Below are 26,623 nucleotides of genomic sequence, written 5' to 3' on the forward strand. Positions count from 1 at the left end.
TCGGAGAGACCGGCTGGGTCACCGGCCAACGGATCGAAGTGTCGGGCGGCCAGGGGATCTAACGCGCCTCAATAATTGTAGGCGCGCTCGCCGTGATCGCTGATGTCGAGGCCCTCGCGCTCGCTGTCGCGATCGTGGCGGAGCTTCGATAGCCTTCGCACAACCGCGAAACACAAGGCCGATCCTACGGCAGACCAGACAATTGCGGTTCCGACGGCGGCGACCTGCCGCAGCAGCTGCCAGGCGAGGGAGTATTCCTGCGCACCATGGCCACCCAGGGCAGGAAGCGCCACGAATGCCGTGCCGATCGAGCCGACGATTCCGCCAATGCCGTGGATGCCGAAAACATCCAGGCTATCATCTAACCGAAGCCGGTTCTTGAGTGATCCGACGAAGCCATAACAGGCGACGCTGGTGATCGCGCCAATCAGGATCGCGCCAATCGGCCCACTGATCCCCGCTGCAGGCGTGACCGCGACCAATCCGGCGACAGCGCCGGAAGCCCCGCCGAGCATGCTTGGTTTTCCCGACACGACGCGCTCCGCGCCCATCCATGCCAGCGCTCCCGCGGCCGGGGCCACAAAGGTGTTCACCATTGCGACCGCCGCCAATCCATTCGCCTCAAGTGCCGACCCCGCATTGAATCCGAACCATCCGACCCAGAGCAACCCGACGCCCACCATCGTCAACGCGAGAGAGTGGGGCGGCATTGCCTCTTTCAAATGCCCGATCCGCGATCCTGCAAAGTAGACGCCGACGAGCCCAGCCACCCCCGAGTTCACATGAACGACCGTACCTCCGGCGAAGTCGATCGCCCCGAACGCGAACAGGAATCCATCGGGCGCCCAGATCATATGCGCAAGCGGCGCGTAGACGATCGTGAGCCACAGAAGCGTGAAGAGCATAATCGCCGAGAAGCGCACGCGTTCGGCCAAAGCACCGATGATAAGCGCGGCTGTGATCGCAGCGAAGGTCATCTGGAACGCAACGAACACCAGCTCTGGAATGCCCTTCCCAGCCGTCGGGACCGCCCAGGCGCTCGCGCCGTCAATGCCGGAGAGGCCCGCCTTCGACAGGTCCCCGATCAGTGCGTTTCCTCCGGCGAACGCCAGCGAATAGCCCCACCCGATCCACATGAGGATTGCGACGGCGGCGATGCCGAGCGCCTGGCTCATTACCGACAACAGGTTCTTCGCGCGAACCAGCCCGCCGTAGAAGAGTGCCAGCCCAGGCAGCAGCATCATCATCACCAGCGCGGTCGAGATCAGCATCCACGCCGTATCCCCGCTGTCGATCGTGAGCTCGCCGGCCATGCCACCCCGCGTATTTGCTGCACTGCACAAGCTAACGGCCTTGGAGCGGCGGGCTATGTGAATCGTTCACACGTCATGCTCCGAGATTCCGTGCCAACTCCGATGGAAGCCTTGCTCGCCGCCGAACTGCCGGAAGGAGCTGGCTGGCAATACGAGCCCAAGTGGGACGGTTTCCGCTGCATCGCCCGGCGCGACGGCGACAGGGTCGAAATGATTTCGCGTTCTGGCAAGCCGCTAGGCCGATATTTCCCCGAGGTGATCGAGATCCTCGCGCAGGTGAAGGAAAAGAAATTCGTTCTCGATGGCGAGCTTGTCATCCCGTCAGAGGACCGCCTGGACTTCGAGGTGCTTCAGATGCGCCTGCATCCCGCTGAGAGCCGCGTTCGCAAATTGGCGAAGGAGACGCCGGCGCTCTTCATGCTGTTCGACGTGCTGCAGGTCGGTGTGAAAAGCTTCGATGAGCAGCCGCTTTCCACCCGGCGAGAGGCTCTCGAGAAGTTCTTCAAGCAAAATGCCGTCGATGGCCTTCTGCTCTCACCTGCGACAGCCGATCGCAATGTTGCGCTTGGCTGGCTCAAGCGCAGCGGCGGTGCACTGGATGGCGTGATCGCTAAGCACCTCGACCAGCCGTATCGCTTTGGTGAGCGCGCGATGGTCAAGGTGAAGCAATTGCGAACGGCAGACTGCGTGGTTGGCGGATTCCGTTACGGGGAGAAGAAGCGCGAGGTCGGCTCGCTGCTCCTTGGCCTTTATGATAAGAGAGGCCTGCTTCACCATGTGGGCTTCACCTCCGCCATTGCAGCAAAAGAGCGGGCCGCTCTGACGAAGGAACTCGAAGCTCTAATCGAGCCGCCCGGATTCACAGGCAACGCTCCCGGCGGGCCGAGCCGCTGGAACACCGAGCGCACGGGCCAGTGGAAGCCGCTCAAGCCGAAGCTAGTCGTTGAGGTCCGCTACGACCAGGTCACCGGCCGGCGCTTCCGGCACGGTACCGCGCTGCTTCGCCGGCGTCCGGACAAGGCGCCGAAACAGTGCACATTCGAGCAACTCGCGCCGGAACTGAAGCCATCGGAAATTGCAGAGTTGTTTGGGCTGTGATGCAGACCGATTTGTTTGCAGAACCGCTGATCGCCGGCATGGATTATCGCGAGGAATTCATCAGCCGCGACGAGGAGCGGGAGTTGCTCGTCCAGCTTGAAGCTATGGATCTCGCTCCGTTCCGGTTTCAGGGCTGGACCGGGAACCGCAAGACGCAAAGCTACGGGTGGCGCTACGACTTCGACGACGCAAGCTTCCAGCCCGCGGAACCCATTCCCACCTGGCTAGAGCCGCTCCGCGACAAGGCGGCATTATTGGCGGGAAGTGAGATCGCCCATGCACTTGTCGCGCGATATGACGCAGGTGCCGGCATCGGCTGGCATAAGGATCGAAGCGTGTTCGATCGGGTAGTCGGAATCTCCCTGAACACGCCCGCCGTTCTTCGCTTTCGGCAGCGAGCTGAGACGGGCTTCCGGCGATTCAACCTGCCGGTCGAGCCCCGCTCTGCTTATCTCCTATCCGGCGAGGCTCGTTACGACTGGGAGCATCGGATCGTGCCCGGCGATAGGCTTCGCTTCTCGGTTACCTTCCGGACACTGTCTGACCTCGGCCGCCGGAAAGCGGCGGAGCTTCAGCGCAGCTCGTAGCCCGCGAGGCACTCTGCGACCCAGCGAGCCGCGGTCAGTGCGCTGAGGTCGGTCGCATCGAGCGGCGGATCCCACTCCGTAAGATCGATGACTCGCACGCGCGGCACGGACGCCAAATGGCGAACAGCCTTGAAGAAGTCTGTCGCCGCCATCCCGCCGGGTCGGCCGCCGGGCGCTCCGGGGAATTGCGCGCGCTCGATCACGTCGATGTCGCAGTCAACGACTATCGCCTCGCAATTTTCGACATGGTTCAAGGCCCGTTCAATTGCTCGCTCGATTCCGTTGAGTGCGACCTCGCCCATCGTGATGACGAGATTGCCTGCAGCGACCGCATCGTCGTGCATCTTCTTGCTGTTGGCGAAACTCGCGAGACCGACCTGGGCGATGTTCGCTCCTGGCAGCCCGTCCTCGATCAGCGCGCGAACGGGGTTGCCATTGCTGAGACCCTCGGCAGTTTCGCGCATATCGAAATGCGCATCGAGCGTGATCAGGCCGATCTTTTCCAGCGGAAGTCCAAGCCCCAAAACTCCGGGCCGCGTCACCGCATTGTTGCCTCCTACGAGCAATGTGAGCGCATGCACTGACGCGCTGGAGCCGATTGCATTGCGAATTGGGCCCGTTGCCTGCTCGATCGAGAGTCCCGCAATCTCAGCATTGCCGTAATCGGCAATATGCGTGGCGATCTCGCGCCCGCTCTCAATGTCGTATCGTCCGATGCGCCGAAGCGTTCTTCGGAGAGTTTCAGGCGCAAGGTCGCAGCGCCCGGGTGTTACCGATCCGACGCCCAAGGGCGCCCCGACTAGGCCGACCGGCGCGTGGGCATTGTTCGCGACCAGAAGCTCGGAAAGGTTCGGCCAGCCACTCATTCCTTTGCCGTAGCAAGAGCAGTCGCCTAAGGGCAGCCCCATGTGGGACCGCCTCCTCGTCGACTGCCGTATCGCCACCATGGAGCCCATGCCCGGTAACCCGCTCGGATTGATTGAGAATGCGGCGGTCGCGATCCAGGACGGGCGAATCCTGCGCGTCGGGAAGCGGACCGAGCTCGCCGGCTTTCGCGCGAAAGAGGTCGTCGCGCTCGGAGGCGCATGGGTCACTCCTGGGCTCGTCGATTGTCACACGCATCTGATCTTCGGCGGCACTCGCGCGGACGAGCATGCGATGCGCCGTGCGGGCGCGACCTATGAAGAAATCGCCAAGGCCGGCGGCGGAATTGCCTCGACGGTAAAGGCGACACGCGCCGCTTCCGACGATCAGTTGCTGGCCTCCGCCGCGCTACGTCTCGACGCTTTGTTGAAGGGCGGCGTGACCACCGTCGAGATCAAGTCGGGCTATGCGCTCGACGTCGAAGGTGAGCTTCGGATGCTGCGGTGCGCGGCGGCTCTAGCCGCGAGTGAGGCCGTACGGATCGTCCCGACTTTGCTCGCGCTTCATGCCCTTCCGCCGGAGTACAGTGATCGCCGCGAAGACTATGTGACGATGATTGCCGACGAACTGATTCCGCGCGCGGCCCGCGAGAAGCTGGCGACCAGCGTCGATGCTTTCTGCGAGAAGATCGCCTTCACCACGCAGGAGGTGGAGCGCATTTTCACCGCCGCACAGGCGAATGGCCTCCCGGTCCGGCTTCATGCGGAGCAATTGTCGAACCAGAACGGCGCCGCCTTGGCAGCGAAGCATAAAGCATTGTCTGCCGACCATCTCGAGCATCTCGACGACGCCGGAGCGAAGGCAATGGCGAAAGCGGGCACGGTCGCGGTGCTCCTCCCCGGTGCATTCTATTCGCTCCAGGAAAAGAAGAAGCCGCCGGTGGAGCTTCTGCGCAAGCACAAGGTGCCCGTCGCGATCGCCACCGATTGCAACCCGGGAACGTCCCCGATGCTCTCGCCGACGCTGGCGATGAACATGGCCTGCACTCTCTTCGGCCTGACGCCCGAAGAGGCGCTGGCCGGAATGACGATCAATGCGGCGAGAGCGTTGGGTCTTGCACATGAAGTCGGAAGCATCGCTGCCGGAAAGGCTGCGGACCTTTGCGTTTGGCGGCTCGAAAGCCTCGCCGAGCTGGGCTACTGGGTCGGCCTGCCGGGGCCTGAAAGACGAGTTTACGGGGGAGTCGAGAACTGACCGATCGACGCGACAACAGCCGTCACATCCGCGCGCGCCGCGGAAGCGAGATCGTGGCGAAGAGCTGGACCACCGAAGCCGCCATCCGGATGCTGATGAACAACCTCGACGACGAGGTCGCCGAGGATCCGCAGAGCCTGGTCGTCTACGGCGGGATCGGTCGCGCTGCACGCAACTGGCAATGCTTCGACAAGATCGTCGAGACGCTCGAGCGGCTGGAGGAGAATCAGACCCTGCTCGTGCAGTCGGGCAAGCCGGTCGGCGTCTTCCCGACGCACAAGGATGCGCCGCGCGTCCTCATCGCCAATTCCAACATCGTGCCCAAGTGGGCGACTTGGGAATGCTTCAACGAGCTCGATCGCGCCGGGCTCATGATGTACGGCCAGATGACCGCGGGCTCGTGGATCTACATCGGCACGCAGGGCATCGTCCAAGGTACCTACGAGACCTTCGCGGAAATGGGCCGTCAGCATTACGGCGGCGACCTCAAGGGCAAGTGGATCCTCACCGCCGGCCTTGGTGGAATGGGCGGTGCGCAGCCACTCGCGGCAGTCATGGCGGGCGCGCACTGCATCGCCATCGAATGCCAGGAAAGCCGCATCGAGAAACGGCTTGAGACGCGCTATCTCGACCGTCGCGCAACGACCATCGACGAAGCACTCGACATCATCGCCAAGGCGACCGAGCCAACCAGCGTCGGCTTGCTCGGCAATGCTGCTGAGATTATTCCGGAAATGCTGAAGCGTGATATCCGCCCGGACGCGCTCACTGACCAAACGAGCGCGCATGACCCGGCCAACGGTTACTGCCCAGCGGGCTGGTCGGTCGCCAAGTGGCAGGAAATGCGCGAGCGCGACCCTATCGCGGTCGCCGACGCCGCGCGGGCGTCCATTGCCGTACATGTCGAAGCGATGCTCGCTTACAAGGAAATGGGCGTTCCGACGTTCGATTACGGGAATAACATTCGCCAGGAAGCGAAGAACATGGGCGTCACCCATGCATTCGATTTCCCCGGCTTCGTTCCGGCCTATGTCCGACCGCTCTTTTGCAAGGGCATTGGCCCGTTCCGCTGGGTCGCTTTATCCGGCGATCCGGAGGACATTTACCGCACCGATCAGCGCGTGAAGGAGCTGATCCCGGACGATCCGCACCTCCATCGTTGGCTCGATATGGCGCGCGATCGGATCGCGTTTCAGGGTCTTCCGGCGCGCATCTGCTGGGTCGGCCTCGGCCAGCGCCACAAGCTCGGTCTCGCCTTCAATGAGATGGTCAGGAATGGTGAAGTCAGCGCGCCCATCGTCATCGGCCGCGACCATCTCGACAGCGGCTCGGTCGCCTCGCCCAACCGCGAGACGGAAAGCATGATGGATGGTAGCGACGTCGTCTCAGACTGGCCGCTGCTGAACGCCTTGCTCAACACCGCAGGCGGCGCGACCTGGGTCTCGCTGCATCACGGCGGCGGCGTGGGCATGGGCTATTCGCAGCACAGCGGCATGGTGATCGTCGCCGACGGCACGGACGATGCCGCGCGGCGGCTGGAGCGCGTGCTGTGGAACGATCCGGGTACAGGCGTGATGCGTCATGCCGACGCGGGCTATCGCATCGCGATCGACTGCGCGCATGAGCAGGGCCTCGACCTGCCCATGGTGGGCGCATGAAGCTCGACCCGACGAGGATCGACCTCGCGACGCTCCGTCGCATCTGGGCAGGGGCAAGCGCGCGCCTCGACGACTCATCGATGCAGCGTGTCTCTGAAGCAGCCGCTTCGGTGGATCGCATCGTTGCCGGGGCGAGACGGTCTACGGCGTCAACACGGGCTTCGGCCTGCTCGCCAGCACGCGCATTCCTGACGATCGGCTTGCGGAGCTCCAGACCAACCTCATCCTGTCGCACAGCGTCGGTCTCGGGGATCCGCTGCCGCGACATGTCACCCGGTTGATGATCGTGTTGAAGTTGCTCGGGCTAGGTCGCGGTCATTCCGGCGTTCGTCCTCTGGTGATCGAGGCGCTCGAGGCGCTTCTCGAGCATGATGCGATGCCGGTCATTCCGTCGCAGGGAAGCGTCGGCGCATCGGGCGATCTTGCGCCGCTCGCACACCTGATCTCCGCGCTGATGGGCAAGGGCAAGATCGATGTCCGCGGAGAAGTCCTTGCGTCGGAAGCGGCGCTCAAGAAGCTCGGCATGCAGCCCTTCAGCTCGGACCGAAGGAAGGTCTAGCGCTCATCAACGGCACGCAGGCGTCGACGGCGATCGCGCTCGATGCGCTGTTCACAGGCGAGCGCGTGTTCGCCTCGGCAATCGCAGCCGGTGCGCTTTCGGTCGATGCCCTGAAGGGCAGCGTGAAGCCGTTCGATTCGCGCATTTCCGAGTTGCGCGGCCAGCCCGGACAGATTCGGGTCGCCGCCGCCATCCGCGACCTGCTCGACGGTAGCGAGATCGGAGCGAGCCATACGCGCTGCGGCAAGGTGCAGGATCCGTACAGCTTCCGCTGTCAGCCACAGGTGATGGGCGCCGCGCTCGATTTGTTTGAAAATGCCGCGCGGACGCTGACGATCGAAGCCGGCGCGGTAACCGACAATCCGATCCTGTTCCCGGACGAAAACATCGCCATCTCAGGCGGCAATTTCCATGCGCAGCCGGTCGCCTTCGCGGCCGACATCATCTCGCTGGCATTGTGCGAGATTGGCTCGATCTCCGAACGCCGCAGCGCGGTTTTGATCGATCCCAAGATGAGCGGCCTCCCGCCCTTCCTCACCGAGGACAGCGGCGTGAATTCGGGCATGATGATCACGCAGGTGACCGCCGCTGCTCTCGTCAGCGAGAACAAATCGCTGGCTCATCCGGCAAGCATCGACACCATCCCGACTTCGGCTGGCCAGGAAGATCATGTGTCCATGGCTCCGATTGCCGGACGCAAGGCGGCGCAGATCGCGCGCAACGCCGCGGGCGTGATTGCTATCGAACTGATGACATCTGCGCAGGCCGTGGATTTCCATTTGCCGCTCAAGACCAGCCCAAGGCTGCAGAAGATTCACGCGAAGGTGCGTGAAATCACGCCGCGCTTTACGTCAGACCGATATTGGGCCGACGAAATGGCGGAGCTTCAAGTAGCGGTGCTCGGCGGCGGGGTCACCGGCGAGGACGGCCTGTTCCTTAGCTGACGCGTGTCCAGCGCTGCTCGGAGCAGAACAGGCCGATCACCGCGCAGCCCTTCACGACCATCGTGTCGGGCCCGACTTGCCGCACGGTCGCGGAGCCGTGGATGTTGCGCTTCGGCTCGAACGCCTTTCCCTTGTAGATGCCGCCGCCTGTGGGGCGGAGTTCGCTGAGCACGCGCGTGCCAGGTTCGGCGCCCTTCTGGCGATTCTTCGCCGATGCCCAACTAACGGTTCCGCAATAGGCATCGCCGCACCTCGCGACGTGGACGATCACGCTTCGTTTCGCGTTCGCCCATTTCCCTTCGAGGGCCTGCGCGTTCGCGGGACCGGACGCTCCGAGCGTCACGGCAACCGCTGCAATACTGAGCAAGATCCGTTTCATGGCGTCCAATTACGCATTGTTTGCGGCAAGAATGGTGCGCTGGAATTGCTGCCGGATGAACGGCTTAACCCCGTCCGACAGCGAGTTTGAACGCCCCGTCAGTGGAAATCGCGGCTCTTTGGGATGACATCCACATCGCGCGGATGCGCGGCTGCTGGAGGTCTCCAGCTTCCGCCGCCATCACCCTGATTGAGGGTCGAAGGAATCAGCTCGTCGCTCAAATGGCGCAGCATGTGCGTGTGGTCTTCCAGCTTTCGAGCGACCAGATGGATTACCCCGTCGTCGAGATCCTTTTGGATGATGCCGTGAACGCACATCAGCCGCGCGCCCATGACGATCTTGCGCTGCTTGTCGAACACGTCGGGCCAGACGACGAGATTGGCGATGCCCGTCTCGTCTTCCAGCGTGATGAAGCAAACGCCCTTCGCGCTGCCTGGCCGCTGGCGGATCAGCACCAGCCCCGCCACCGACACGTGCTTGCCGTCTCGGACGCCGGGAAGTTTGTCGGCGGTGATGAACTTCTGTGCTGCATAATGTTCGCGAAGGAGGCCCATCGGATGCGCCTTCAGGCTGAGGCGGATGGTCTGATAGTCGTTCACGACATGCTCGCTGAGCGGCATGGTCGGCAGTTTCGCCCGTGTCAGTTCCGCTCCTTCGTCACGCGCTTCCGCCGCGATGAACAAGGGCAGGTCCGGCGCCTGCTTGAGCGCCCGCGCATCCCATAGAGCCGCACGGCGATCGAGGGCGATGGAACGGAATGCATCGGCCGAGGCCAGCCGTTGGATCGCATGGACCGGCATTCTGCCACGGGTCCGCAAGTCCTCGACGCTCTCGTAGGGCCGCTTCCCGCGCGCGCTTTCCAACCGCTCGACCGTGTCGCGGTGCAATCCTTCGACCTGGCGGAAACCCAGCCGCAAGGCGCCATCCTCAAGCGTGCAATCCCAATCGCTGTAGTTCACGTCGACCGCGCGCACCTCGACGCCATGCTCCTTCGCATCCCGTACGATCTGTGCCGGCGCGTAGAAACCCATCGGCTGTGAGTTGAGCAGGCCGCAGGCGAACGCCGCCGGATATTTCCATTTCAGCCAGCTCGACACGTAGACGAGGTGCGCGAAGCTCGCCGCGTGGCTTTCGGGGAAGCCATATTCGCCGAAGCCCTTGATCTGGTCGAAGCAGCGTTGGGCGAAATCGGGGTCGTAGCCACGCTCGACCATCCGCCCGACCATCTTGTCCTGAAGCACTTCGATGTTCCCGCGTGAGCGGAAGGTCGCCATGGCCTTGCGCAGCTGGTTCGCCTCCTCCGAACTGAATTTCGCCGCATCGAGCGCGATCTTCATCGCCTGCTCCTGGAAAATCGGCACGCCGAGCGTCCGCCCTAGGATCTTCTCCAGTTCGTCCGGCTCGCCATGCGTGGGATCGGGGCAGGGGAAAGTCACCGGCTCCTTGCCAGCCCGCCGCTTCAGATACGGGTGGACCATGTCGCCCTGGATCGGTCCCGGCCGGACGATCGCGACCTCGATCACCAGGTCGTAGAATTTCCGCGGCTTGAGGCGCGGCAGCATGTTCATCTGCGCCCGGCTCTCAACCTGGAACACGCCGAGCGAGTCCCCCTTGCACAGCATGTCGTAAACCTCGGGCACCTCCTGCGGGACGGTCGCCAGCTCCCAGCGCTCGCCACCGTGCAGGTCGATCAGGTCGAAGCATTTGCGGATGCAGGTCAGCATGCCCAATGCGAGCACGTCGATCTTGAGGATGCCGAGCTCCTCGATGTCGTCCTTGTCCCATTCGATGAAGGTGCGGTCCTCCATCGCACCATTGCCGATCGGCACCGTCTCGGTCAGCGGCCGCTCGGTCAGGATGAAACCGCCGACATGCTGCGACAGGTGGCGCGGCATGCCGATGAGTTGCTCGGCCAGCTTCATCACGCGCTTGAGATGCGGATCGTTCATGTCGAGTCCGGCGTCCTTCGCGCGTTCCTCGGCGACCTCGGCCTCCATGCTGCCCCAATAGTTGGAGGCGATGGCGGCGCAGACGTCTTCGCTCAGCCCCATCACCTTGCCGACCTCGCGGATCGCCGAGCGAGGGCGGTAATGGATGACGGTCGCGGCGATCCCGGCACGGTCGCGGCCGTACTTTTCGTAGATGTGCTGGATCACTTCCTCGCGCCGCTCATGCTCGAAATCGACGTCGATGTCGGGGGGCTCGCGGCGCTCCTCGGAAATGAAGCGTTCGAACAAGAGGTCGCTGGTCGCCGGGTCGACCGCGGTGATTCCCAGGCAGTAGCAGACAGCGCTGTTCGCGGCCGATCCGCGCCCCTGGCACAGGATCGGGGGATCGAGGTTGCGTGCGAAAGCGACGATGTCGTGGACGGTCAGGAAGTAGCGCGCGAAGTCGAGCTTCTCGATCAGCTTCAGCTCGTAATTGAGCTGGGTCAGCACCTTGTAGGGGACCTTGTCGCCCCAGAACCGGCGCGCGCCTTCCCAGGTCAAATGCTCGAGATGCTGCTGCGGTGTTCGCCCGTCAGGCACCGTCTCGCGCGGATATTCGTAGCGAAGCTCGTTCAGGCTGAAGTGGAGGGCATCCGCGAACTCACGCGTTGCTGAGATCGCGTGCGGCCAACGGGCGAACAGCCGCGCCATTTCCGCCTGGGATTTCAGGTGCCGCTCGGCATTCGGATTGAGCAGGTAACCCGCGGTGGTCAGCGTCACTTTCTCGCGAATGCAGCTCATCACGTCCTGCAGCGGGCGCTTGTCCGGCGCATGATAAAGAACGTCGTTGGTGGCGAGGATGGAACAGCCGTGACGCCGCGCGATGCGGTCGAGCCGCTCGATCCGCGCACTGTCGTCGCCGCGATAGAGCCAGGTCGCCGCAACGTGACGCAGTGACGTCAAAGCTTCACGGAGGCGCGGCAATTCTTGTTCGAAATCAGCGAGATCGTCCTGCGGCCAGGCAATGAAGGCGATGCCCTCAGCATGCTCCGCGACATCGACAAGGCTGATGTCGCATTCACCCTTGTCAGCCCGCATCTTGCCCAGTGAAAGCAAGGACGACAGCCGTCCGTACCCATCGCGGTCGATCGGATAGGCGAGCAGGCTCGGTGCGTCGGACAGGTCGAGCCGGCAGCCGATCAGCGGCGTAAGGCCGACCGCGTCACACGCGCTGTGCATCCGTACGACACCCGCCAGCGTGTTGCGGTCGGCAATGCCGATGGCGTCGAAGCCCAGCGACAAGGCGGCTCCGACCAGCTCGATCGCATCCGATGCGCCGCGCAGGAAGGAGAAAGGGGAGCTAACGCCTAGTTCGACGTAGGCGGACGGCGCGATTGGAGGCGGAGGCATGTCGCCGGTCCGCACCAGCTTCAACCGCGAAAAGCCGGTATACTCGGGCATCAGCCAAACAGTCCGTGCATGTACCACTCGGGCAGACTGCCGCGGCCGTCGCCGATCAGTCCTTCGCGATAAATCCAGTAACGGCGGCCGGCCTGGTCCTCGACGCGGTAGTAATCGCGCAGACGCGCCGTCGACCGTTCTCGCCACCATTCGGGCGCGATCCGCTCCGGCCCTTCGACGCGGGCGATGTCGTGGACCGCGCGGCGCCAGACGAAGCGGCGCGGCACGCCTTCGGGCGTCGCATAGACCACCGCGATCGCTTCCGGCCGGTCGAGCATTCGTTGCGGCCTTGGCGGCGTCGGTGCTGTGCCGACCGGCTCAGTTTTCTCAAGCGCCGGCCGCCATCCGCTTGCGCGTTCGGGCAAATGGCTTTCATGGGGCTGGGGACGCCGAACCTTTTCAGGTCCAAGCTTCACGCTGAGCCGGTCGACAAGCCGTGCCACTTCTCGCGTCCCTGACGGTTCCTCGATCAGGCTATCCTGCGACGATGATAAATTCTCCGCCCAGCTCGTTTCGAGCACGAAGGCGTCAAAGCCGAATCCGGGATCGAGCGCCGCCGCCTTGTCGGCGATCAGTCGCTTCAGATGCGTCGGCTCTCGGTTCGGAATGCTCGTCGCGGCCGAAGCCACTGCAGTGCTGCCGTCGACCCGAAAGCCGATCAGCGCCAGCCGACGCGCGCCGAGATGCCGTCGCTCAAGCTGCTGGACGAGATCGGGGATCAGCCGCTCGAGAGCTTGCATCGGAGCTTCCGGGTGCGTCGCCGGCTCTTCCAGCTTGAGCAAGGCGCGCGGAGGGCGGGCAGTGGGTATGGCGGTCAGCGGCTCCGGCTTGCGGCCAAGCGCGCGGTCGAGCGCGTCGACCGGATTGTCCGCATCGCGGAAACGGCGGGCAAGCGAGCGGCGCTCAATTCCAGCCAACATGCTGACGGTCTTCAGCCCCAGCCGCTCCAGAGTCCGCGTCGCTTCCGGGGGCAATCGCAATGCCGCGACCGGCAGATCGGCGAGCTTCGCGCCCGTGTCCTTCCCGCAGATCACCGCTCCCGCATCGCCGTAATGTGCTAGCGCCCAGGCGGCAGCGGCAGTCGGCGCCATCGCGACGCGGGTCGTAAGCCCGGCTACGGCGAACCGCGTCTGCACTTCCGCCACCAGCTTGCGTTCGCCGCCGAACAGATGGGCGACGCCGGTGACATCCAGCCGCAGCGCGTTCGCGCCATCGACTTCGACCAGAGGCGACCATCGCCCCGCCCAGCGCGCCAGCCGCTCAACCAACGCCTCGTCGCCAGCCGGATCGGCCGGAACCGCGATCAGTGCGGGATCGATCGCCCGTGCATCGGTCAGGCGGGAACCCGCCCGCACACCGCGCTCGGCAGCGGCCTGGGTTACGGCATGAATGATCGGCCCGTGCGTGCCCTCGACCGTCAGCACGACCGGATCGTCAGGCCCGAAGTCGCTCGACCTCGCCCAGCGTTCCACGGCCAGATGCGGCAGCCAGATGGAAAGTACCCGTCTCATGCGCGACGCCCCAGCGGCCGGGCGGATAGCCGCGCGCGCGAAACAACTCCGTCTCCCAGGCGGGCGAACCGGGCGCGCGCGGATCGAAGGAATTGGCGATGCTGGGCATGCTTGCGATCCTCCAACGCATTCGCGCGCCGCTGAGGTTCGCGGTTCCCGCCAGCCGCACCAGCCAGCACGGCACGCGAGAACGTTCCGCCGCCACCGCGAGCCGCCGCGTCGCGGTGAAGTCGAGCGCCGCGGGATCGCCCCACAGCTCGCCGATCACTCCGGACAGGCCGGAGCATCTTAGCCCTCCTCCATCGCCCAGAGCGCGAGCTTCGCGTCCCGCGCCTCGACGTGGATGAGCTCGACGCTACCCAAACCCGGCGGGTAGATACGGCCGCTTTCGATGATCGCCATGCGGTCCTGCACCCACAGCAGCGGCTTGGCTCGATCGGCCTGCGCCAGCAGGAACCCTGCCCAGCCGGCATCGCGCGGGCTCGCCGCGAACAGCTCCGACAAGGTGGGGCTGAGCGGCGCGGGCACGTGCCAGCGCTCACCCAGCCCGCTGGGGAGCTGGTGAATTTCGGCCGCACGGCTTCCGCCGCCGGCGACCAGGGAAAGGCCTCCAACCACACGACTCGCAACGTTTATGTTCTGCTTTTGTTCTTTTCTCGCGAGTCAGGGTGAGGAGTCAATCCTGCGACTCACGAAGGGACTTTCAGCGCCTGGAGAGCGAGCCAGCAACCATGATCGGCTGGAGGGCAGGCGGACGGCCTTCGGCTTCCGACAGGAAGATGCGGATCTCGTTGACCACCTGACTCAGCACCGGCCGATGGACCGCAAAGCCCGTGTGGTAGGTGTCGATCTCGACTGCCTTGTCGCGTTCGTGATCGCGCCCTCGGGCTGCGCTCGGAGCGACGATTCCGTCCCGCCGCGACCACAGGGCCAATGTCGGCACCGGTGGCTTGTCCATGATGTGCGGGAAGGGTGGTTCATAGACGTCGTGCCCGGCAATCCGTTCATAATATTCGCAGACGTTCGTGTTGGTCTTGAGATCGCCGGAAAAGGGCGAGCCGAGCGTCACCACCGCGCGGACCTTGCCTGGAAAGCGATGGGCCAGCTGGCGGGCGAACATCCCGCCGAGGCTCCAGCCGACCAGCAGAACCCTACGATCGTCCTCCAATTCGGAAAGCCGGTTCCCGAGAAGGTCGAGCGTATCCGCTTTGGCGCCCAGGTTGAGACCGAGCAGCCAAGGGTGCGACCGCCAGCCGACGCGTGCGAGGGCGCGGCGAAGGTCCATCGTCGTCCGGTCAGTGGCTAGGAAGCCGGGGATGACCAAGGCGGGTGGACCGTCTTCGGGGCCACGCGGACCGAGGGGTCCAAGGCCTGCGAGCATGCGCGGAAGATGCCACGCGACTTCGCGCACGCGATGCCATGCAGGGGGGCCAAATCGTCGGGATGAGTGAGCCCGTTCCCCGTTGAGGGGCCGAGCGGCGCGGGAGTTCGTTCCCACCTCATGACGCCAAGATGGGGTCTTTGCGTTACCGGAACAATAATTCCGTGCGAATTATTCGTGACTTTTCAGAAACCTGTCGATTTCGCGCACCACCTTGTCACCCGCGCGGCGCGACACGGCGAAGGCCATGTGGCTGCAATCCAGCTCCACCGCCTCGTCGCGCTCGCCCTCCAGGCCATAGGCAGAACGGGGTGCAACGATCCCGTCTCTGCGTGACCAGAGCGCGAGGTGGGGGACGGGCGGTTTCGCGGTGTTTCGCGGAATCGGTGAATCCTCCACCTTGTGTCCCGAGACCCACTCGTAGAGCTTCCAGACGTTATTCTGATGAAGGTCGCCCGAGAATGGCGATCCCAAAGTCACCACCGCGCGGACCTTGTGCGGCGCGTGACGGGCGAGCTCTCGCGCGAACAGGCCGCCGAGGCTCCAACCGACGAGAAGGATCGGTTTCTTTCTCCCGATGGAATCGACGCACGCTTCCAGCTTGTGAAGCGTGTCTTCCTTGACTCCGGTGTTTAGCCCGAGCGCCCACGGATGAACGCGCCATCCGGCGCGGGCGAAGGCCTTTCGCAGCGGCAAGGTTGTCCGGTCCGTTGCGAGGAACCCGGGGATTACCAGGACGTGAGGACCTTCGACCGGACCAATCGGGCCGCGCGGGCCGAAGCCCTGCCACAGCTGCGCAACGTTCCATCCCAGCTCGACGAGCCGCTTGGAGCCTCTCGGCGGCCGATCGTCGCCGGTCCATCTCACCTCAGAGGTACTCGCCCCGATCAGTTCCTGCATGGCCTTCGGGAGCTTAACCCGGCCGTCCGCTGTCTGGTGATTTTCCAGCAGTGGAACGAGGATCCGGGGCGACGCGAGCGCGGTATTGTTCAGCGTGTGCGCGAACCGGACCTTTCCGTCGCTTCCGCGGTAACGGATGTTCGCGCGGCGGGCCTGCCAGTCGTGAAGCGTGGAGCAGCTGTGCGTCTCGCGATACTTGCCGAGACTCGGCACCCAGCTCTCGATGTCGTTCATCCGGAACTTGCCGAGGCCCATGTCGCCGGTCGAGGTTTCGATGACCTGATAGGGAATTTCGAGCGCCTGAAGCATGCCTTCCGCGAGCTCCAGAAGGCGCGCGTGCCAGCCCGCGGAGACGGCGTCGTCGGCATCGCAGACGACATATTGCTCGACCTTCACGAATTGATGGACGCGCAGCAGTCCGCGAACGTCCTTGCCCGCGCTACCCGCTTCGCGGCGGAAGCAGGGCGAATAGCCGGCGTAGAGGATCGGCAGCTTGTCGCCTTCGATGATCTCGCCCGAATGGAGCGACGTCAGAGCCACTTCCGCAGTTCCCGCCAACCACTGCTCATCGGCGGGCATCTCGTAAGTCTCTTCCTTGTGACCCGGGAACTGGCCCTGATTGAGGAAGGCCTGCTCGCGCGCCATCGACGGCACGGTAATCGGCGTGAAGCCTCCTTCCGTGATCCGCTCAAGCGCCCAACCCATGAGCTTGGTTTCGAGCAGAGCCAGCCGGCCTTTGAGGCAATATTGTCGCGATCCCGACACCTGGACGATACGCGACAAATCGGCCCAGTCGTTCTGTTCGATTAGGGCCACGTGATCCAGCGGCTCGAAGTCGAACTTCGGAACTACGCCTTCCTGCCGGACGACAGTGTTGAATGTCTCGTCGGGCCCAATCGGAGCGCCGTCCCACGGGATATTCGGAACGCGCATCAGAAGAGACTTCAGCGCGCCGTCCTTCTCTCCCAACTCGGATTCCAGTTCGCCCGCGCGGGCGCCGGCTTCTTTTGCCTGACGGCCAAGCTCGGCGCGCTCGTCGGGCGCAACGTCTTTGAAGCGGGCGCTGATCGTGTTGCGCTGGGCGCGTAGCGCCTCGATCTCGGTCTTAAGCCGCCGCACCTCGGCGTCGAGCGAAAGGAGTTCGTCAACGTTCAGGTCGACGGCTTTCGCTTCGATTGCCTTCTCGACCGCCGCGCGTTCGGCCCTGATGAAATCCAGTCCCAGCATGGCCGCGGCACTGCGCGAATTGCGCGCCAACCGCAAGTTCGCCTAAGCGCCGGATATGCCATCAGGTCTGATCGCGCTTCTCGACGATGTCGCCACCATCGCCAAACTGGCCGCTTCGTCGCTGGACGATGTCGCCGGCGCGGCCGGCAAGGCCAGCACCAAGGCCGCGGGTGTCGTCATCGACGATACGGCGGTAACGCCGCGCTATGTGGTCGGCCTGTCGCCGGAACGCGAATTGCCGATCATCGGCAAGATCGCCGTCGGGTCCTTGAAGAACAAGCTGTTGATCCTGCTTCCCGCCGCGCTGCTGCTGACCGCCTTCGCGCCCTTCCTGATTGTGCCGCTTCTGATGATCGGCGGCTCCTATCTCGCGTTCGAGGCGACCGAAAAAATCGCGGAGATCCTTCTTCATGACCACCATCATGAGGAACAGCTGGTCGACGCCATGGCCGATCCAGCGGATCTCGAAGCGCTTCAGGTCAAGGGGCGATCCGCACCGACTTCATCCTTTCGGCGGAAATCATGGCGATCGCGCTGGCCAGCCTCGACCATCTGACGTTAGCAACGACTGCGTTCGCTTTGGTCGCAGTCGCGCTGGCGATCACTGCGGGCGTTTATGGGGTCGTGGCGCTGATCGTGAAGCTCGACGATATCGGCCTTCACTTGGCGGAACGCAGCAGCCCCGTTTCGCGGAAGATCGGCGACGCTCTGGTCCATTTCGTCCCCAAGATGCTCAGCGCTCTATCGGGCATCGGCACCGCGGCGATGCTCTGGGTCGGAGGCGGAATCCTTCTCCACGGCCTGGAGGAGCTCCACATCCTCGATTTCATCCCGCACGCACTCCACGATTGGTCGGCCCATGCCGGGGAAGCCGTCGGATTGATGGGCCCGGTCGTCGAATGGCTGCTCTATGCCCTGGGATCCGCTGTCGCGGGGCTGATTGTCGGCGGGATCATCGTCCTGATCGTCAGGCGGTTCGTGAAGCACCCGGAAGAGCTGATCGTCGACTAGTCGAAGTGCAGCCGCCGGTACTTGCCGCGGAAATAGAGCAGAGGGTCGAGCTCGGGATTGAAGCTCGCCTTCACGACCCGGCCTATCAATATGTGATGGTCGCCGCCCTCATGAACCGCGTTGCGCTCGCATTCGAACACACTGAGCGATTCCTGCAGCACTGGCGCTCCGAACTCACCGCGTGACCAGTCGTTGGCGCCGAATCGGTCCTCCTGCCGCGTCGAAAAGCGGATCGAGGCCGGCTGCTGCCACGTTTGCAGTACGTTCACAGCGAAATGCTCCGACGCAAGAAGCGCCGAGGCGCATGCCGAATGCTTGTGGATGCAGACGAGGAGGAGCGGCGGGTCGAGCGAAACGGATGTGAAGCTGTTCGCCGTAATGCCCATCGGGCTTCCATCGGAATCGAAGCAGGTGACGACCGTCACGCCGGTCGCGAAGCACCCCAGCGCGTCGCGCAAAGTCCGGGAGTCGGACCCGGTGCGATACTCGGGTAGGGTGTCGTCGTCGGCCATGCCTGCGAGGCTATACCAGTCATCCGCGCGCATTCCAGCGCAGCTGCCGCGCCACGGATGAACGAGATTTAATGATCGGGCCACAGCGGCGAAACGCGAGCTCTCTTATCTGCTGGTTCCGCCGGAGCACCGGCCGGCATAGGAGACACGCATTATGACCAAGCATCTCATTGCATCGTTCGTGGCACTCGGCCTTCTCGCGGGCCGGCTGCCGCCGCAACGACCACTAAAGCTCCGACCGAGAAAGCCAAGGTCCACAAATCCCACGTAAAATCGAAGACGAACGTCAAGGACGATCAGTCCAAGACCAAGGCCAAGTAACCGACACCGCAATTTTCCCGAGCCGCCCGGCGCTTCCCCATGCCCCTCGCGCCGGGCGGCACCCCGCCTTGCCGGGCCGGTAAGCGGCGTCGTATGCAGCTGGCGGAGTGCCAAATGGGCCGCAAGATCCTCATCATTGAAGACGATGCAGAAACCGCGGGCTATTTGAGCCGCGGCCTCTCGCAGGAAGGCCATTCGGTCGAGCAGGTCACGAACGGCCAGGACGGCCTCTACCGCGCGATCGACGGCAGCTTCGATTTGATCATCCTCGATCGCATGTTGCCCGGAATCGACGGGCTTTCAGTGCTTCGGGCGCTTAGAGCCGCGAAAATCGAGACTCCCGTGCTCATCCTGTCGGCGCTGGCATCGGTCGGAGACCGTATCGAAGGCCTCGAGTGTGGTTCCGACGATTATCTCGTAAAGCCTTTCTCTTTCGCCGAGCTGCTCGCCCGGGCCAATGCGTTGTTGCGCAGGAGCGAGGCGAGGGTCGCGACTGATCCTCGCTTCACCGTCGGCGACCTCGTCATTGACCCCCTCTCTCGCACCGTGAAGCGCGGCGGCAAGAAGCTCGACCTCAAGCCTCGCGAATATCTGCTTCTTGAATATTTCGCCCGGAACGAAGGGCGGGTCGTCACCCGCACGATGCTGCTCGAGCAGGTCTGGGACTATCATTTCGATCCGGCGACCAATGTGATCGACGTTCACGTCAGCAGACTTCGGCGAAAGCTTGAGGAGGGCTTCGATCGGCCGTTGCTGCACACAGTGCGTGGCGCCGGCTACATGCTCGAAGCCTAGGATTCCGGCGGAAATGTCGACGAAGCTCCGAATCGCCCTGCTCGCGGGGTTGCTCGCCTTTGCGTCGAACCTGCTCATCATCGGCTTCATCCACTTCCAGACCCGGGACGAGATCGTGCTGACGCTTCAGCACCAGGTCGCGGAGCAGGCGGCAGCGCTCGGGCAGGTCTATAGGGCGGGCGGAACGGCCGCGCTGAAACGGGAGGTATTGGAAGCGACCGAAGCAGGCGACCCGCAGGTGGCGGTGGCCGTTCTCGATCGGTCGGGAAAGCCGCTCGAAGGCAATGTCGACGCCATCCTGTCGCCGGCCCCGTCCTCCTTCGGGAAGACGCGCTCAGCGGTGCTCCGGATGAAGGGCGAGTCTTCAATGCTGGAGGCATCCGTGAACCTTCGGCCCATCGCCGGCGGCCAATGGCTCCTTACCGGCCGTACGGTCTCCGCGGGAATTAGCCTTCGCGAGACGCTCGAGCGATCGTTGGTGGTCGCTCTCGCGGTCTCGGTCCTGCTTGGCCTGCTCTGCGGCGCGATCCTTGGCCAATATGTTGATCAGCGCGTCCATGACATCGTCCGTGTAGCCGACAGGGTCGGGGGCGGAGACATGTCGGGCAGGGTGCCATTGTCGGGCGGCAACGATTCCTTTGAACGGCTCTCGCGCCAGATCAATCACATGCTCGATCGAATCTCGACGTTGATGAGCGAACTGCGGATGCTCACAGACAGCCTCGCGCATGACCTGAGATCGCCGGTCGGAAGGCTGCGGGCGGCCGCGGATGCGGCTCTCGCTGCCGACACTCCTGAGGAACGCGATCAGATGCTCGGCGCGATCATTCGCCAGTCGGATTCGCTTATGCGGATCCTGACGACCGCACTTGAGATCGCGCGATCCGAGGCATTCACCAGCCAGAACCAGTTCAGCTGGTTCGACCCCGCGCAGCTCGCCGACGAACTGGTCGAAATGTACGAGCCCGTCGCCGAGGAGGCCGGTGCCGCCATGCGGCTCGACCGCAGCTCGGTCGTCGTTCCGGTCTTTGGCCATCGCCAGCTGCTCGCTCAGGCGCTCAGCAACCTCATCGAGAATGCGATCAAATATGCTTCGTCGGGCGGCGAGATCGCGGTTCTCGTCCACGATGAGGATTCGACCCTGAAGCTGGGGGTGACAGATCGCGGCCCGGGAATACCCGTCGAACGCCGGGACGAAGCTCGCCGCCGGTTTGGCCGGCTGGATCCAAGCCGGAGCGAGGAGGGCGCCGGTCTCGGACTGTCGCTGGTGCAGGCAATCGCCCACCTTCACCAGGGAGAGCTGGCATTGTTCGACAATTCACCGGGCCTGGTCGCGTTGCTGCAGATCCCAATCCGGGGCGACGGCAAGCAGGCCAGGCGCGGGCCGCTTGGACTAGCCCTCTAACGGCAGCGACAGAAGGCGCCGCGCATTCAGCGAAAGCACATCGCATATGGTCCGTTCGAGCGAGCCGGACACGAGATAACGCGGCTGGAAGGCATCGTGCTTGTAAGCGGTTCTGACGGCGCGCTCGATTGAGAAGGGGACGCGTTCGACTCCATCGCTTTCCAAGCTGAAATGCGCCTCGCCGAAGCTCGAGGCGAGACCCGCGCCGAGGATCTTCAGCTCTCCATGCTCACGCGCCAATCCGAACTCGACCGTGTGCCAGTAAAGGCGCGCAGCGCGTTTTCCTTCGCCCGCGGCGCAAGCCGCCATCCCGAGCCGGCCGACATGCTCCACCATCTCCGCGAAATCGTGATGCGCGAGCATCGGGATGTGCCCGAACATGTCGTGGAAGCAATCCGGCGCTTCGAGATAGTCCAGCTGCTCGCGCGTTCGAATGAAGTTGCCGACCGGGAATATCCGTTCGGCCAGCATCGCGAAGAAGATATCGTCCGGCACCAGTCCCGGCACTGCCACTACGCGCCAACCGGTGCGCGGCTCGAGAATTGCGTTGAGGCCTTCGACATCTGGGACGCCGGGGTGCGAAAGCCGGAGCAGGTCGATTCCCTCCAGAAACTGCGAGACGACCCGCGATCCGAGCAGATCGACCTGGCGGGCGAACAGCAAGTCCCACACAACGTGATCATCCTGTGTAAACGCTTCCCAGCATTGCGGGACGACATAGTCCTGCCAGTTCCTCGCTGGTCGGTCCTTTCTGATCGTCTCCTGAAGCATTCGGTTTCCTCTCGAAGGGCAATAAAAAACCCGCCGGGCGGATGCCGAGCGGGTCGAGGTTGGTCGTCTGAACTAGGCGCGCGTCAGCCGATCCCAACCTCGTCGGGATAATAATAGGCGACGCTGATCGTGCGGAGGTTCATAGTTTTCACATATCTCAGTTATAGGATGAACGGGCAATTGCTGAGTGCGGTTCCCGCTTCGATCGGCGCCGAAACGACATTCCGCAAAGGCCAGCCTTCCTCCACCAACGACCTTCCCGCTTCGACGAACGCGATTGAGGGCAATAACATACGACCCTAGACGGCTGTGGGTGATTGTGATTCGCAAGAGTGCCCCCTCCTCGCTCTGGCGGTCGCCCTCTCGGTTCTGTCCGGCTGCAACCAGTCGGATGCGCAGGATCGCCAGGGCCAGCGCGGACCGACGCAGGTAGGTTTCGTCGTGATGCAGCGCACTTCGGTGCCGGTGCAGAGCCTGCTCGGCGGACGGACGGTCGCCTTCGAATCTTCGGAAGTCAGACCGCAGGTTAACGGCGTCATTCGTCGCCGGTACTTCACCGAGGGTTCGTACGTCCGGCAGGGCCAGCCGCTCTACCAGATTGATCCCAGCCTTTACCGTGCCGCGGTCAACCAGGCGCAGGCTAACGTCGCCGCTGCGCGGGCGACGCTCGACGCTGCGCAGGTCAGGGCGAACCGTTACAAGCCGCTTGCCGAGATGGAGGCCATCTCCAAGCAGGATTATACCGACGCCGCCGCTCAGGCCCGGCAGGCCCGCGCGGCTGTCGCGCAGAATAGCGCGCAGCTGGACACGGCGCGGATCAATCTCCGCTACACCAGCATCCCCGCCCCCATCAGCGGCCGGATCGGCCGCTCTCTCTCGACGGTCGGCGCACTCGTGACCGCAAACCAGGCCGAACCGCTGGCCGTCATCCAGAGGCTCGACCCGATCTATGTCGATATCCAACAGTCGAGCGCCGACCTGACAACATTGAGGCGCTCGCTAGCGGCCGGCGGTGTCGCGCCCGGCACCACACAGGTCAGGCTCAAGCTCGAGGACGGCAGCGACTACGGCTACACGGGCACGGCCCAGTTCTCGGAGAATCTTGTCAACGAAAGCACTGGGACGGTGACGCTCCGCGCCCGCTTCCCCAACCCTCAGGGGGTGCTTCTGCCCGGCATGTTCGTGCAGGCGCTCTTCACGCAGGCTGTCGACACGGCGGTGTTCCTTGTCCCGCAGCAGGCACTCCAGCGCGACATCGGCGGCGAAGCTTTCGTCTTCGTCGTCGGTGAAGGGAACAAGGCGGAGAGGCGCAAGGTCCTCGCGGATCGCACGTATGGCGATGCGTGGGTAGTAACCTCCGGCCTGGAGTCCGGTGACAAGGTCATCACGCAGGGAACGAACAACCTTCGATCCGGCGCTCCGATCAAGCCTGTTCCGGCAAGCGCCCCCAGAAGATTGAACCGAGCAAGCCGGGACAAGGTGGCGGTCAAAGCCGGCGAGGCGGTTAGCCCTTGTCACGAATCTTCATCGATAGGCCGATCTTCGCTTGGGTTCTCGCAATTGTCGTGATGCTCGCCGGGATCGCGGCGATCCGTGGCCTGCCGCTCGAGCAATATCCGGACATCGCCCCGCCGCAGGTCAACATCCGCGCAAGCTATCCGGGTGCGTCTGCGGAAACGATCGAGAATAGCGTCACCCAGATCATCGAGCAGCAGCTAACCGGTATCGACGGGCTGCTCTACTTCACCTCGACGTCCAGCTCCCGCGGACAGGTCAACATTTCGGTCGTGTTCGAGAAGGGCACGGATCCCGACACCGCCCAGGTTCAGACCCAGAACCAGGTGCAGCAGGCGATTTCGCGCTTGCCCGCGCAGGTCCAGCAGCAGGGCGTCCGGGTCACCAAGTCGAACCCAGACTTCCTGCTGATCGTCTCGCTCTATGACGAGACCGACAAGCGCACGAACATGGACGTCTCGGATTACCTCGCGTCCAACGTCCAAGACCCGCTGTCGCGCGTCCCCGGAGTCGGCGACGTGAACGTCTTCGGCGCGCCGCACGCGATGCGCATCTGGCTCAACCCGCAAAGACTCGCGGCATTCTCGCTCATGCCGAGCGATGTCGTCTCCGCCATCCAGGCGCAGAACACGGAAGTCGCGGCGGGCGAGGTCGGCGGCCTTCCCTCGCCGGAGGGTCAGATGCTCAACGCGACTGTCACGGCCCAGTCGAAGCTGCAGACGCCCGAGCAGTTCGAGGAAATCGTCCTCAAGACCGATCCGACCGGGGCGAGCGTCCGGCTCGGTGACGTCGCGCGGGTGGAGCTTGGTGCGGAGAATTATGCGGCGATCGTCCGGGTCAATCGCCACCCCGGCGCGGGCATTGCCATCTCACTGGCGCCCGGTGCCGATGCGCTGAAGACCGCCGAGCTTGTGAAGGCACGCGTCCAGCAGCTCTCATCCAATTTTCCCGAAGGGCTGAAACTCGCCTACGCGAACGACACGACCGACTTCATCAAGCTGTCCGTCAACGAAGTCGTGAAGACTCTGATCGAGGCCATCATCCTCGTTATCCTCGTCATCTTCGTCTTCCTGCAGAACTGGCGCGCGTTGCTGGTCCCCGCGATCGCCATTCCGGTCGTCCTGCTCGGGACGTTCGCCGTATTCTATTTGTTCGGCTTTACCATCAACACTTTGACCCTCTTCGGCCTGACGCTGGCGGTGGGTCTGCTGGTGGACGACGCGATCGTCGTCGTCGAGAACGTCGAGCGCCTTCTCCATGAAAATCCGGAGATGACGCCGCGCGAGGCGACCATCGAATCCATGAGGGAAATCCAGGTCGCGCTAGTGGCGATTGCGATGGTGCTGTCGGCGGTGTTCCTGCCGATGGCCTTCTTCGGCGGCTCGACCGGTGTGATCTACCAGCAATTTTCGGTGACGATCATCTCCGCGATGGTCCTGTCGGTGCTGGTCGCCTTGATCTTCAGCCCGGCACTGACGTCGACCCTGCTTCGTCAGCGCTCGGAGGCCCCGGAGGGCCCAAGCTGGATCGACCGCAAGGCGCCGGCAATTGGCAGCTTCATTCATTTCGCTCGCGGCAAGTTCAACACCGGCTTCGAGCGGCTTGTCGTCCGCTACCGCGAGACGATCGTAAAGGTCATCGACCGCAAGTGGTTGTTCCTCGGCATTTATGCGCTGGTTGTCGCTGCGCTTATCCTCATGTTCTATCGCCTGCCGACGGGCTTCCTACCGACCGAGGACCAGGGCGCGGCGAGCATCCAGGTTCGCCTTCCCCCGGAGCGACGCAGAGGCGAACGCTCGAGGTCCAGCGACAGATCGAGCAATATTTTTCTGACCATGAAGGAGAGAACGTCCAAACCCTCTTCACGGTGGTGGGCGGCGGCGGAGGCAGCGGTGCCGTTGGCCAGAACACTGGCCAGGGCTTCCTGAACTTCGTTCCATGGGACGACCGGCCCGGCAAGGAGAAAACGGCCGACGCGATAGTCGAGCGTGCATCGAGCGCCTTCCGCAATTTCCGCGACGCACAGGTCTTCGCGCTGGTTCCAGGAGCGATCCGTGGCCTCGGCCAGTCGAGCGGCTTTACGATGGAACTCCAGAACCGCTCGGGCATGACCCGCGAGCAGTTCCTCGCCTCCCGCGACCGGCTGCTCCAGGAAGCCAATGCCAATCCCAAGCTGGCGTCAGTTCGCCTCAGCGATTTGCCGGACGTCGCGACCTACAAGATCGACGTGAATCAGCAGAAGCTGACGGCGCTCGGGTTAAACCAGAACGACATCAACAACACGCTGTCGACCGCCTGGGGCGGGCGCTACGTCAACGACTTCATCGACAAGGGTCGGGTGAAGCGCGTCTACGTCCAGGGCGACGCGCCCTATCGCGCCGACCCGTCCAGCCTGGGCCAATGGTACATCCGCTCGTCTAGTGGAGAGATGGCGCCTTTTTCATCCTTCGCGGACGCGGGCTGGGACACGGCTCCAAGCAGCCTGACGCGCTTCCAGGGCGTCCCGGCCGCCGAGTTCCAGGGCCAGCCGGCTCCCGGAGTCAGTTCCGGCGAGGCAATGGACGAGATGGAGCGGCTCGCGTCCCAGATTCCGGGAACGAGCGTCGCCTGGGCCGGCCAGTCCTACCAGGAGCGTCTGTCGTCCGGACAGGCGCCTCTGCTCTACGCCATCTCGCTGCTGGTCGTGTTCCTCTGCCTCGCCGCACTGTACGAAAGCTGGTCGATCCCGGTCGCCGTCCTGCTCGTCATTCCCTTGGGGCTGGTCGGAGCGATCTTCGCGGTCACGCTGCGCGGGCTGGAGAATGACGTCTATCTCCAGATCGGCCTGCTCACCACGATGGGGCTGGCGGCGAAGAATGCGATCCTGATGATCGAATTTGCCGAGCAGGGTGAGAAGAAGGGCATGCGGGTCATCGACGCCGCGCTCGAAGCCGCCCGCATCCGCCTGCGCCCGATCCTGATGACCAGCTTCTCCTTCATCTTCGGCGTCCTTCCGCTGGCGTTGTCGACCGGCGCCGGAGCCAACAGCCGCATCGCCATCGGCACGTCGGTCATCGGCGGGATGCTGACGGCGACGATCCTCGCCATTTTCTACATTCCTTTATTCTTCGTTCTCGTCCGCCGCGGAGTCCGCGACGGCTTTGCAGCGGCCAGGGAGCGCTTTCGCCGGCGCCGGGCTGCGACCGCTTGAGGAAAAGCGCTGCCTCCATTGTCCTGCTGGCGACCGGCT

19 protein-coding genes and 3 pseudogenes (1 of these 22 running past the window's edge) are annotated in these 26,623 nt (G+C 63.8%); 11 read left to right on the forward strand and 11 right to left on the reverse strand.

The window, feature by feature from the left end:
* Positions 1–62, forward strand: partial view of an SDR family oxidoreductase gene (locus tag H9L14_RS16810; RefSeq protein WP_281389465.1) — the 3' end only. It extends 130 nt beyond the left edge of the window; 62 of the gene's 192 nt are visible here — the last part of the coding sequence; its start codon lies off the left edge, out of view; it ends in the stop codon at positions 60–62.
* Between the two features lie 6 nt (positions 63–68).
* Here H9L14_RS16810 and H9L14_RS13920 read toward each other — a convergent pair whose 3' ends face one another.
* The gene (locus tag H9L14_RS13920) at positions 69–1,313 is read right to left on the reverse strand and encodes an ammonium transporter (protein ID WP_187708564.1); all 1,245 of its coding nucleotides are present in this window, start codon (positions 1,311–1,313) and stop codon (positions 69–71) included.
* Positions 1,314–1,388: 75 nt separating this feature from the next.
* Between H9L14_RS13920 and H9L14_RS13925 the strand changes: the two genes are divergently transcribed.
* Both H9L14_RS13925 and H9L14_RS13930 read left to right on the forward strand, forming a co-directional pair.
* Entirely contained in the window at positions 1,389–2,411 is a 1,023-nt protein-coding gene (locus H9L14_RS13925) for an ATP-dependent DNA ligase (protein WP_187708565.1), read from the forward strand.
* Positions 2,411–2,998 (forward strand): alpha-ketoglutarate-dependent dioxygenase AlkB, encoded by a 588-nt coding sequence (locus tag H9L14_RS13930; RefSeq protein WP_187708566.1) that lies wholly within the window; start codon positions 2,411–2,413, stop codon positions 2,996–2,998. Before H9L14_RS13925 ends, H9L14_RS13930 begins: the two co-directional genes overlap by 1 nt.
* Here the strand turns inward: H9L14_RS13930 and H9L14_RS13935 are convergent.
* Positions 2,983–3,864: an arginase family protein gene (locus tag H9L14_RS13935; protein WP_187708567.1), complete on the reverse strand. Its 882-nt coding sequence runs from the start codon at positions 3,862–3,864 to the stop codon at positions 2,983–2,985. The genes H9L14_RS13930 and H9L14_RS13935 overlap by 16 nt on opposite strands.
* A 40-nt stretch (positions 3,865–3,904) precedes the next feature.
* On the opposite strand from H9L14_RS13935, the gene hutI reads away from it, so the two are divergent.
* The 3 genes and pseudogenes from hutI to hutH all read left to right on the forward strand — a co-directional run bounded on the left by hutI (position 3,905) and on the right by hutH (position 8,277).
* A complete protein-coding gene (hutI, locus tag H9L14_RS13940) occupies positions 3,905–5,116 on the forward strand; it encodes an imidazolonepropionase (protein ID WP_187708568.1) in 1,212 nt (403 codons plus the stop codon).
* Positions 5,113–6,774, forward strand: a complete 1,662-nt coding sequence (hutU, locus tag H9L14_RS13945; RefSeq protein WP_187709997.1) for a urocanate hydratase — start codon at positions 5,113–5,115, stop codon at positions 6,772–6,774. The genes hutI and hutU overlap by 4 nt, the downstream gene beginning before the upstream one ends.
* A 184-nt stretch (positions 6,775–6,958) precedes the next feature.
* A pseudogene (gene hutH, locus H9L14_RS13950) lies at positions 6,959–8,277 on the forward strand (histidine ammonia-lyase).
* Here hutH and H9L14_RS13955 read toward each other — a convergent pair.
* The 7 genes from H9L14_RS13955 to serS form a co-directional block, all read right to left on the reverse strand.
* Entirely contained in the window at positions 8,270–8,656 is a 387-nt protein-coding gene (locus H9L14_RS13955) for a DUF2147 domain-containing protein (RefSeq protein WP_187708569.1), read from the reverse strand. The pseudogene hutH and the gene H9L14_RS13955 sit on opposite strands and share 8 nt — an antisense overlap.
* A gap of 98 nt (positions 8,657–8,754) precedes the next feature.
* Positions 8,755–12,045 carry an error-prone DNA polymerase gene (locus H9L14_RS13960; RefSeq protein WP_187708570.1) on the reverse strand — a complete coding sequence of 1,097 codons (3,291 nt, stop codon included), beginning with the start codon at positions 12,043–12,045 and terminating at the stop codon, positions 8,755–8,757.
* The gene (locus H9L14_RS13965; protein WP_187708571.1) at positions 12,045–13,556 is read right to left on the reverse strand and encodes a DUF6504 family protein; all 1,512 of its coding nucleotides are present in this window, start codon (positions 13,554–13,556) and stop codon (positions 12,045–12,047) included. The genes H9L14_RS13960 and H9L14_RS13965 overlap by 1 nt, the downstream gene beginning before the upstream one ends.
* Positions 13,480–13,824: a hypothetical protein gene (locus H9L14_RS13970; protein ID WP_187708572.1), complete on the reverse strand. Its 345-nt coding sequence runs from the start codon at positions 13,822–13,824 to the stop codon at positions 13,480–13,482. Before H9L14_RS13970 ends, H9L14_RS13965 begins: the two co-directional genes overlap by 77 nt.
* 20 nt (positions 13,825–13,844) lie before the next feature.
* Positions 13,845–14,174 (reverse strand): hypothetical protein, encoded by a 330-nt coding sequence (locus tag H9L14_RS13975; protein ID WP_187708573.1) that lies wholly within the window; start codon positions 14,172–14,174, stop codon positions 13,845–13,847.
* 85 nt (positions 14,175–14,259) lie between these two features.
* Complete coding sequence (locus tag H9L14_RS13980; RefSeq protein ID WP_222949851.1) at positions 14,260–14,937, reverse strand: alpha/beta fold hydrolase; 678 nt, start codon at positions 14,935–14,937, stop codon at positions 14,260–14,262.
* Positions 14,938–15,108: 171 nt separating this feature from the next.
* Positions 15,109–17,064, reverse strand: coding sequence for a serine--tRNA ligase (gene serS, locus H9L14_RS13985; RefSeq protein ID WP_187708575.1), 1,956 nt, complete (start codon positions 17,062–17,064; stop codon positions 15,109–15,111).
* Positions 17,065–17,119: 55 nt separating this feature from the next.
* Between serS and H9L14_RS13990 the strand changes: the two are divergent.
* Positions 17,120–18,075, forward strand: a pseudogene (locus H9L14_RS13990) (DUF808 domain-containing protein).
* Here H9L14_RS13990 and H9L14_RS13995 read toward each other — a convergent pair.
* Positions 18,072–18,620, reverse strand: a complete 549-nt coding sequence (locus tag H9L14_RS13995; RefSeq protein ID WP_246444225.1) for a flavin reductase family protein — start codon at positions 18,618–18,620, stop codon at positions 18,072–18,074. The pseudogene H9L14_RS13990 and the gene H9L14_RS13995 overlap by 4 nt on opposite strands.
* Positions 18,621–19,022: 402 nt before the next feature.
* Here H9L14_RS13995 and H9L14_RS14000 point away from each other — a divergent pair, with 402 nt between their 5' ends.
* Positions 19,023–19,703, forward strand: a complete 681-nt coding sequence (locus H9L14_RS14000) for a winged helix-turn-helix domain-containing protein (RefSeq protein ID WP_187708576.1) — start codon at positions 19,023–19,025, stop codon at positions 19,701–19,703.
* A gap of 13 nt (positions 19,704–19,716) precedes the next feature.
* Positions 19,717–21,108, forward strand: coding sequence for a HAMP domain-containing sensor histidine kinase (locus tag H9L14_RS14005; RefSeq protein WP_187708577.1), 1,392 nt, complete (start codon positions 19,717–19,719; stop codon positions 21,106–21,108).
* On the opposite strand, the gene H9L14_RS14010 is transcribed toward H9L14_RS14005, so the two are convergent.
* Positions 21,097–21,879 carry a phenylalanine 4-monooxygenase gene (locus H9L14_RS14010; protein WP_187708578.1) on the reverse strand — a complete coding sequence of 261 codons (783 nt, stop codon included), beginning with the start codon at positions 21,877–21,879 and terminating at the stop codon, positions 21,097–21,099. The two genes, H9L14_RS14005 and H9L14_RS14010, sit on opposite strands and share 12 nt — an antisense overlap.
* 309 nt (positions 21,880–22,188) lie before the next feature.
* Between H9L14_RS14010 and H9L14_RS14015 the strand changes: the two genes are divergently transcribed.
* A complete protein-coding gene (locus tag H9L14_RS14015) occupies positions 22,189–23,448 on the forward strand; it encodes an efflux RND transporter periplasmic adaptor subunit (protein ID WP_187708579.1) in 1,260 nt (419 codons plus the stop codon).
* Positions 23,448–26,584 (forward strand): annotated as a pseudogene (locus H9L14_RS14020) (efflux RND transporter permease subunit). The gene H9L14_RS14015 and the pseudogene H9L14_RS14020 overlap by 1 nt, the downstream one beginning before the upstream one ends.
* Positions 26,585–26,623: the final 39 nt, after the last annotated feature.

Source organism: Sphingomonas sediminicola, assembly GCF_014489515.1.
Lineage (GTDB): Bacteria > Pseudomonadota > Alphaproteobacteria > Sphingomonadales > Sphingomonadaceae > Sphingomicrobium > Sphingomicrobium sediminicola.

Coding starts and splice junctions, on each gene's coding strand:
- H9L14_RS14010 (WP_187708578.1), bottom strand. CDS start 21,879: ATGCTTCAGGAGACGATCAGAAAGGACCGACCAGCGAGGAACTGGCAG.
- H9L14_RS13995 (WP_246444225.1), bottom strand. CDS start 18,620: ATGCGCGCGGATGACTGGTATAGCCTCGCAGGCATGGCCGACGACGAC.
- H9L14_RS13980 (WP_222949851.1), bottom strand. CDS start 14,937: ATGCTCGCAGGCCTTGGACCCCTCGGTCCGCGTGGCCCCGAAGACGGT.
- H9L14_RS13935 (WP_187708567.1), bottom strand. CDS start 3,864: ATGAGTGGCTGGCCGAACCTTTCCGAGCTTCTGGTCGCGAACAATGCC.
- H9L14_RS13960 (WP_187708570.1), bottom strand. CDS start 12,045: ATGCCCGAGTATACCGGCTTTTCGCGGTTGAAGCTGGTGCGGACCGGC.
- H9L14_RS13925 (WP_187708565.1), top strand. CDS start 1,389: ATGCTCCGAGATTCCGTGCCAACTCCGATGGAAGCCTTGCTCGCCGCC.
- H9L14_RS14005 (WP_187708577.1), top strand. CDS start 19,717: ATGTCGACGAAGCTCCGAATCGCCCTGCTCGCGGGGTTGCTCGCCTTT.
- serS (WP_187708575.1), bottom strand. CDS start 17,064: ATGCTGGGACTGGATTTCATCAGGGCCGAACGCGCGGCGGTCGAGAAG.
- H9L14_RS13920 (WP_187708564.1), bottom strand. CDS start 1,313: ATGGCCGGCGAGCTCACGATCGACAGCGGGGATACGGCGTGGATGCTG.
- H9L14_RS13930 (WP_187708566.1), top strand. CDS start 2,411: ATGCAGACCGATTTGTTTGCAGAACCGCTGATCGCCGGCATGGATTAT.
- H9L14_RS14000 (WP_187708576.1), top strand. CDS start 19,023: ATGGGCCGCAAGATCCTCATCATTGAAGACGATGCAGAAACCGCGGGC.
- H9L14_RS13955 (WP_187708569.1), bottom strand. CDS start 8,656: ATGAAACGGATCTTGCTCAGTATTGCAGCGGTTGCCGTGACGCTCGGA.
- hutI (WP_187708568.1), top strand. CDS start 3,905: ATGTGGGACCGCCTCCTCGTCGACTGCCGTATCGCCACCATGGAGCCC.
- H9L14_RS13965 (WP_187708571.1), bottom strand. CDS start 13,556: ATGAGACGGGTACTTTCCATCTGGCTGCCGCATCTGGCCGTGGAACGC.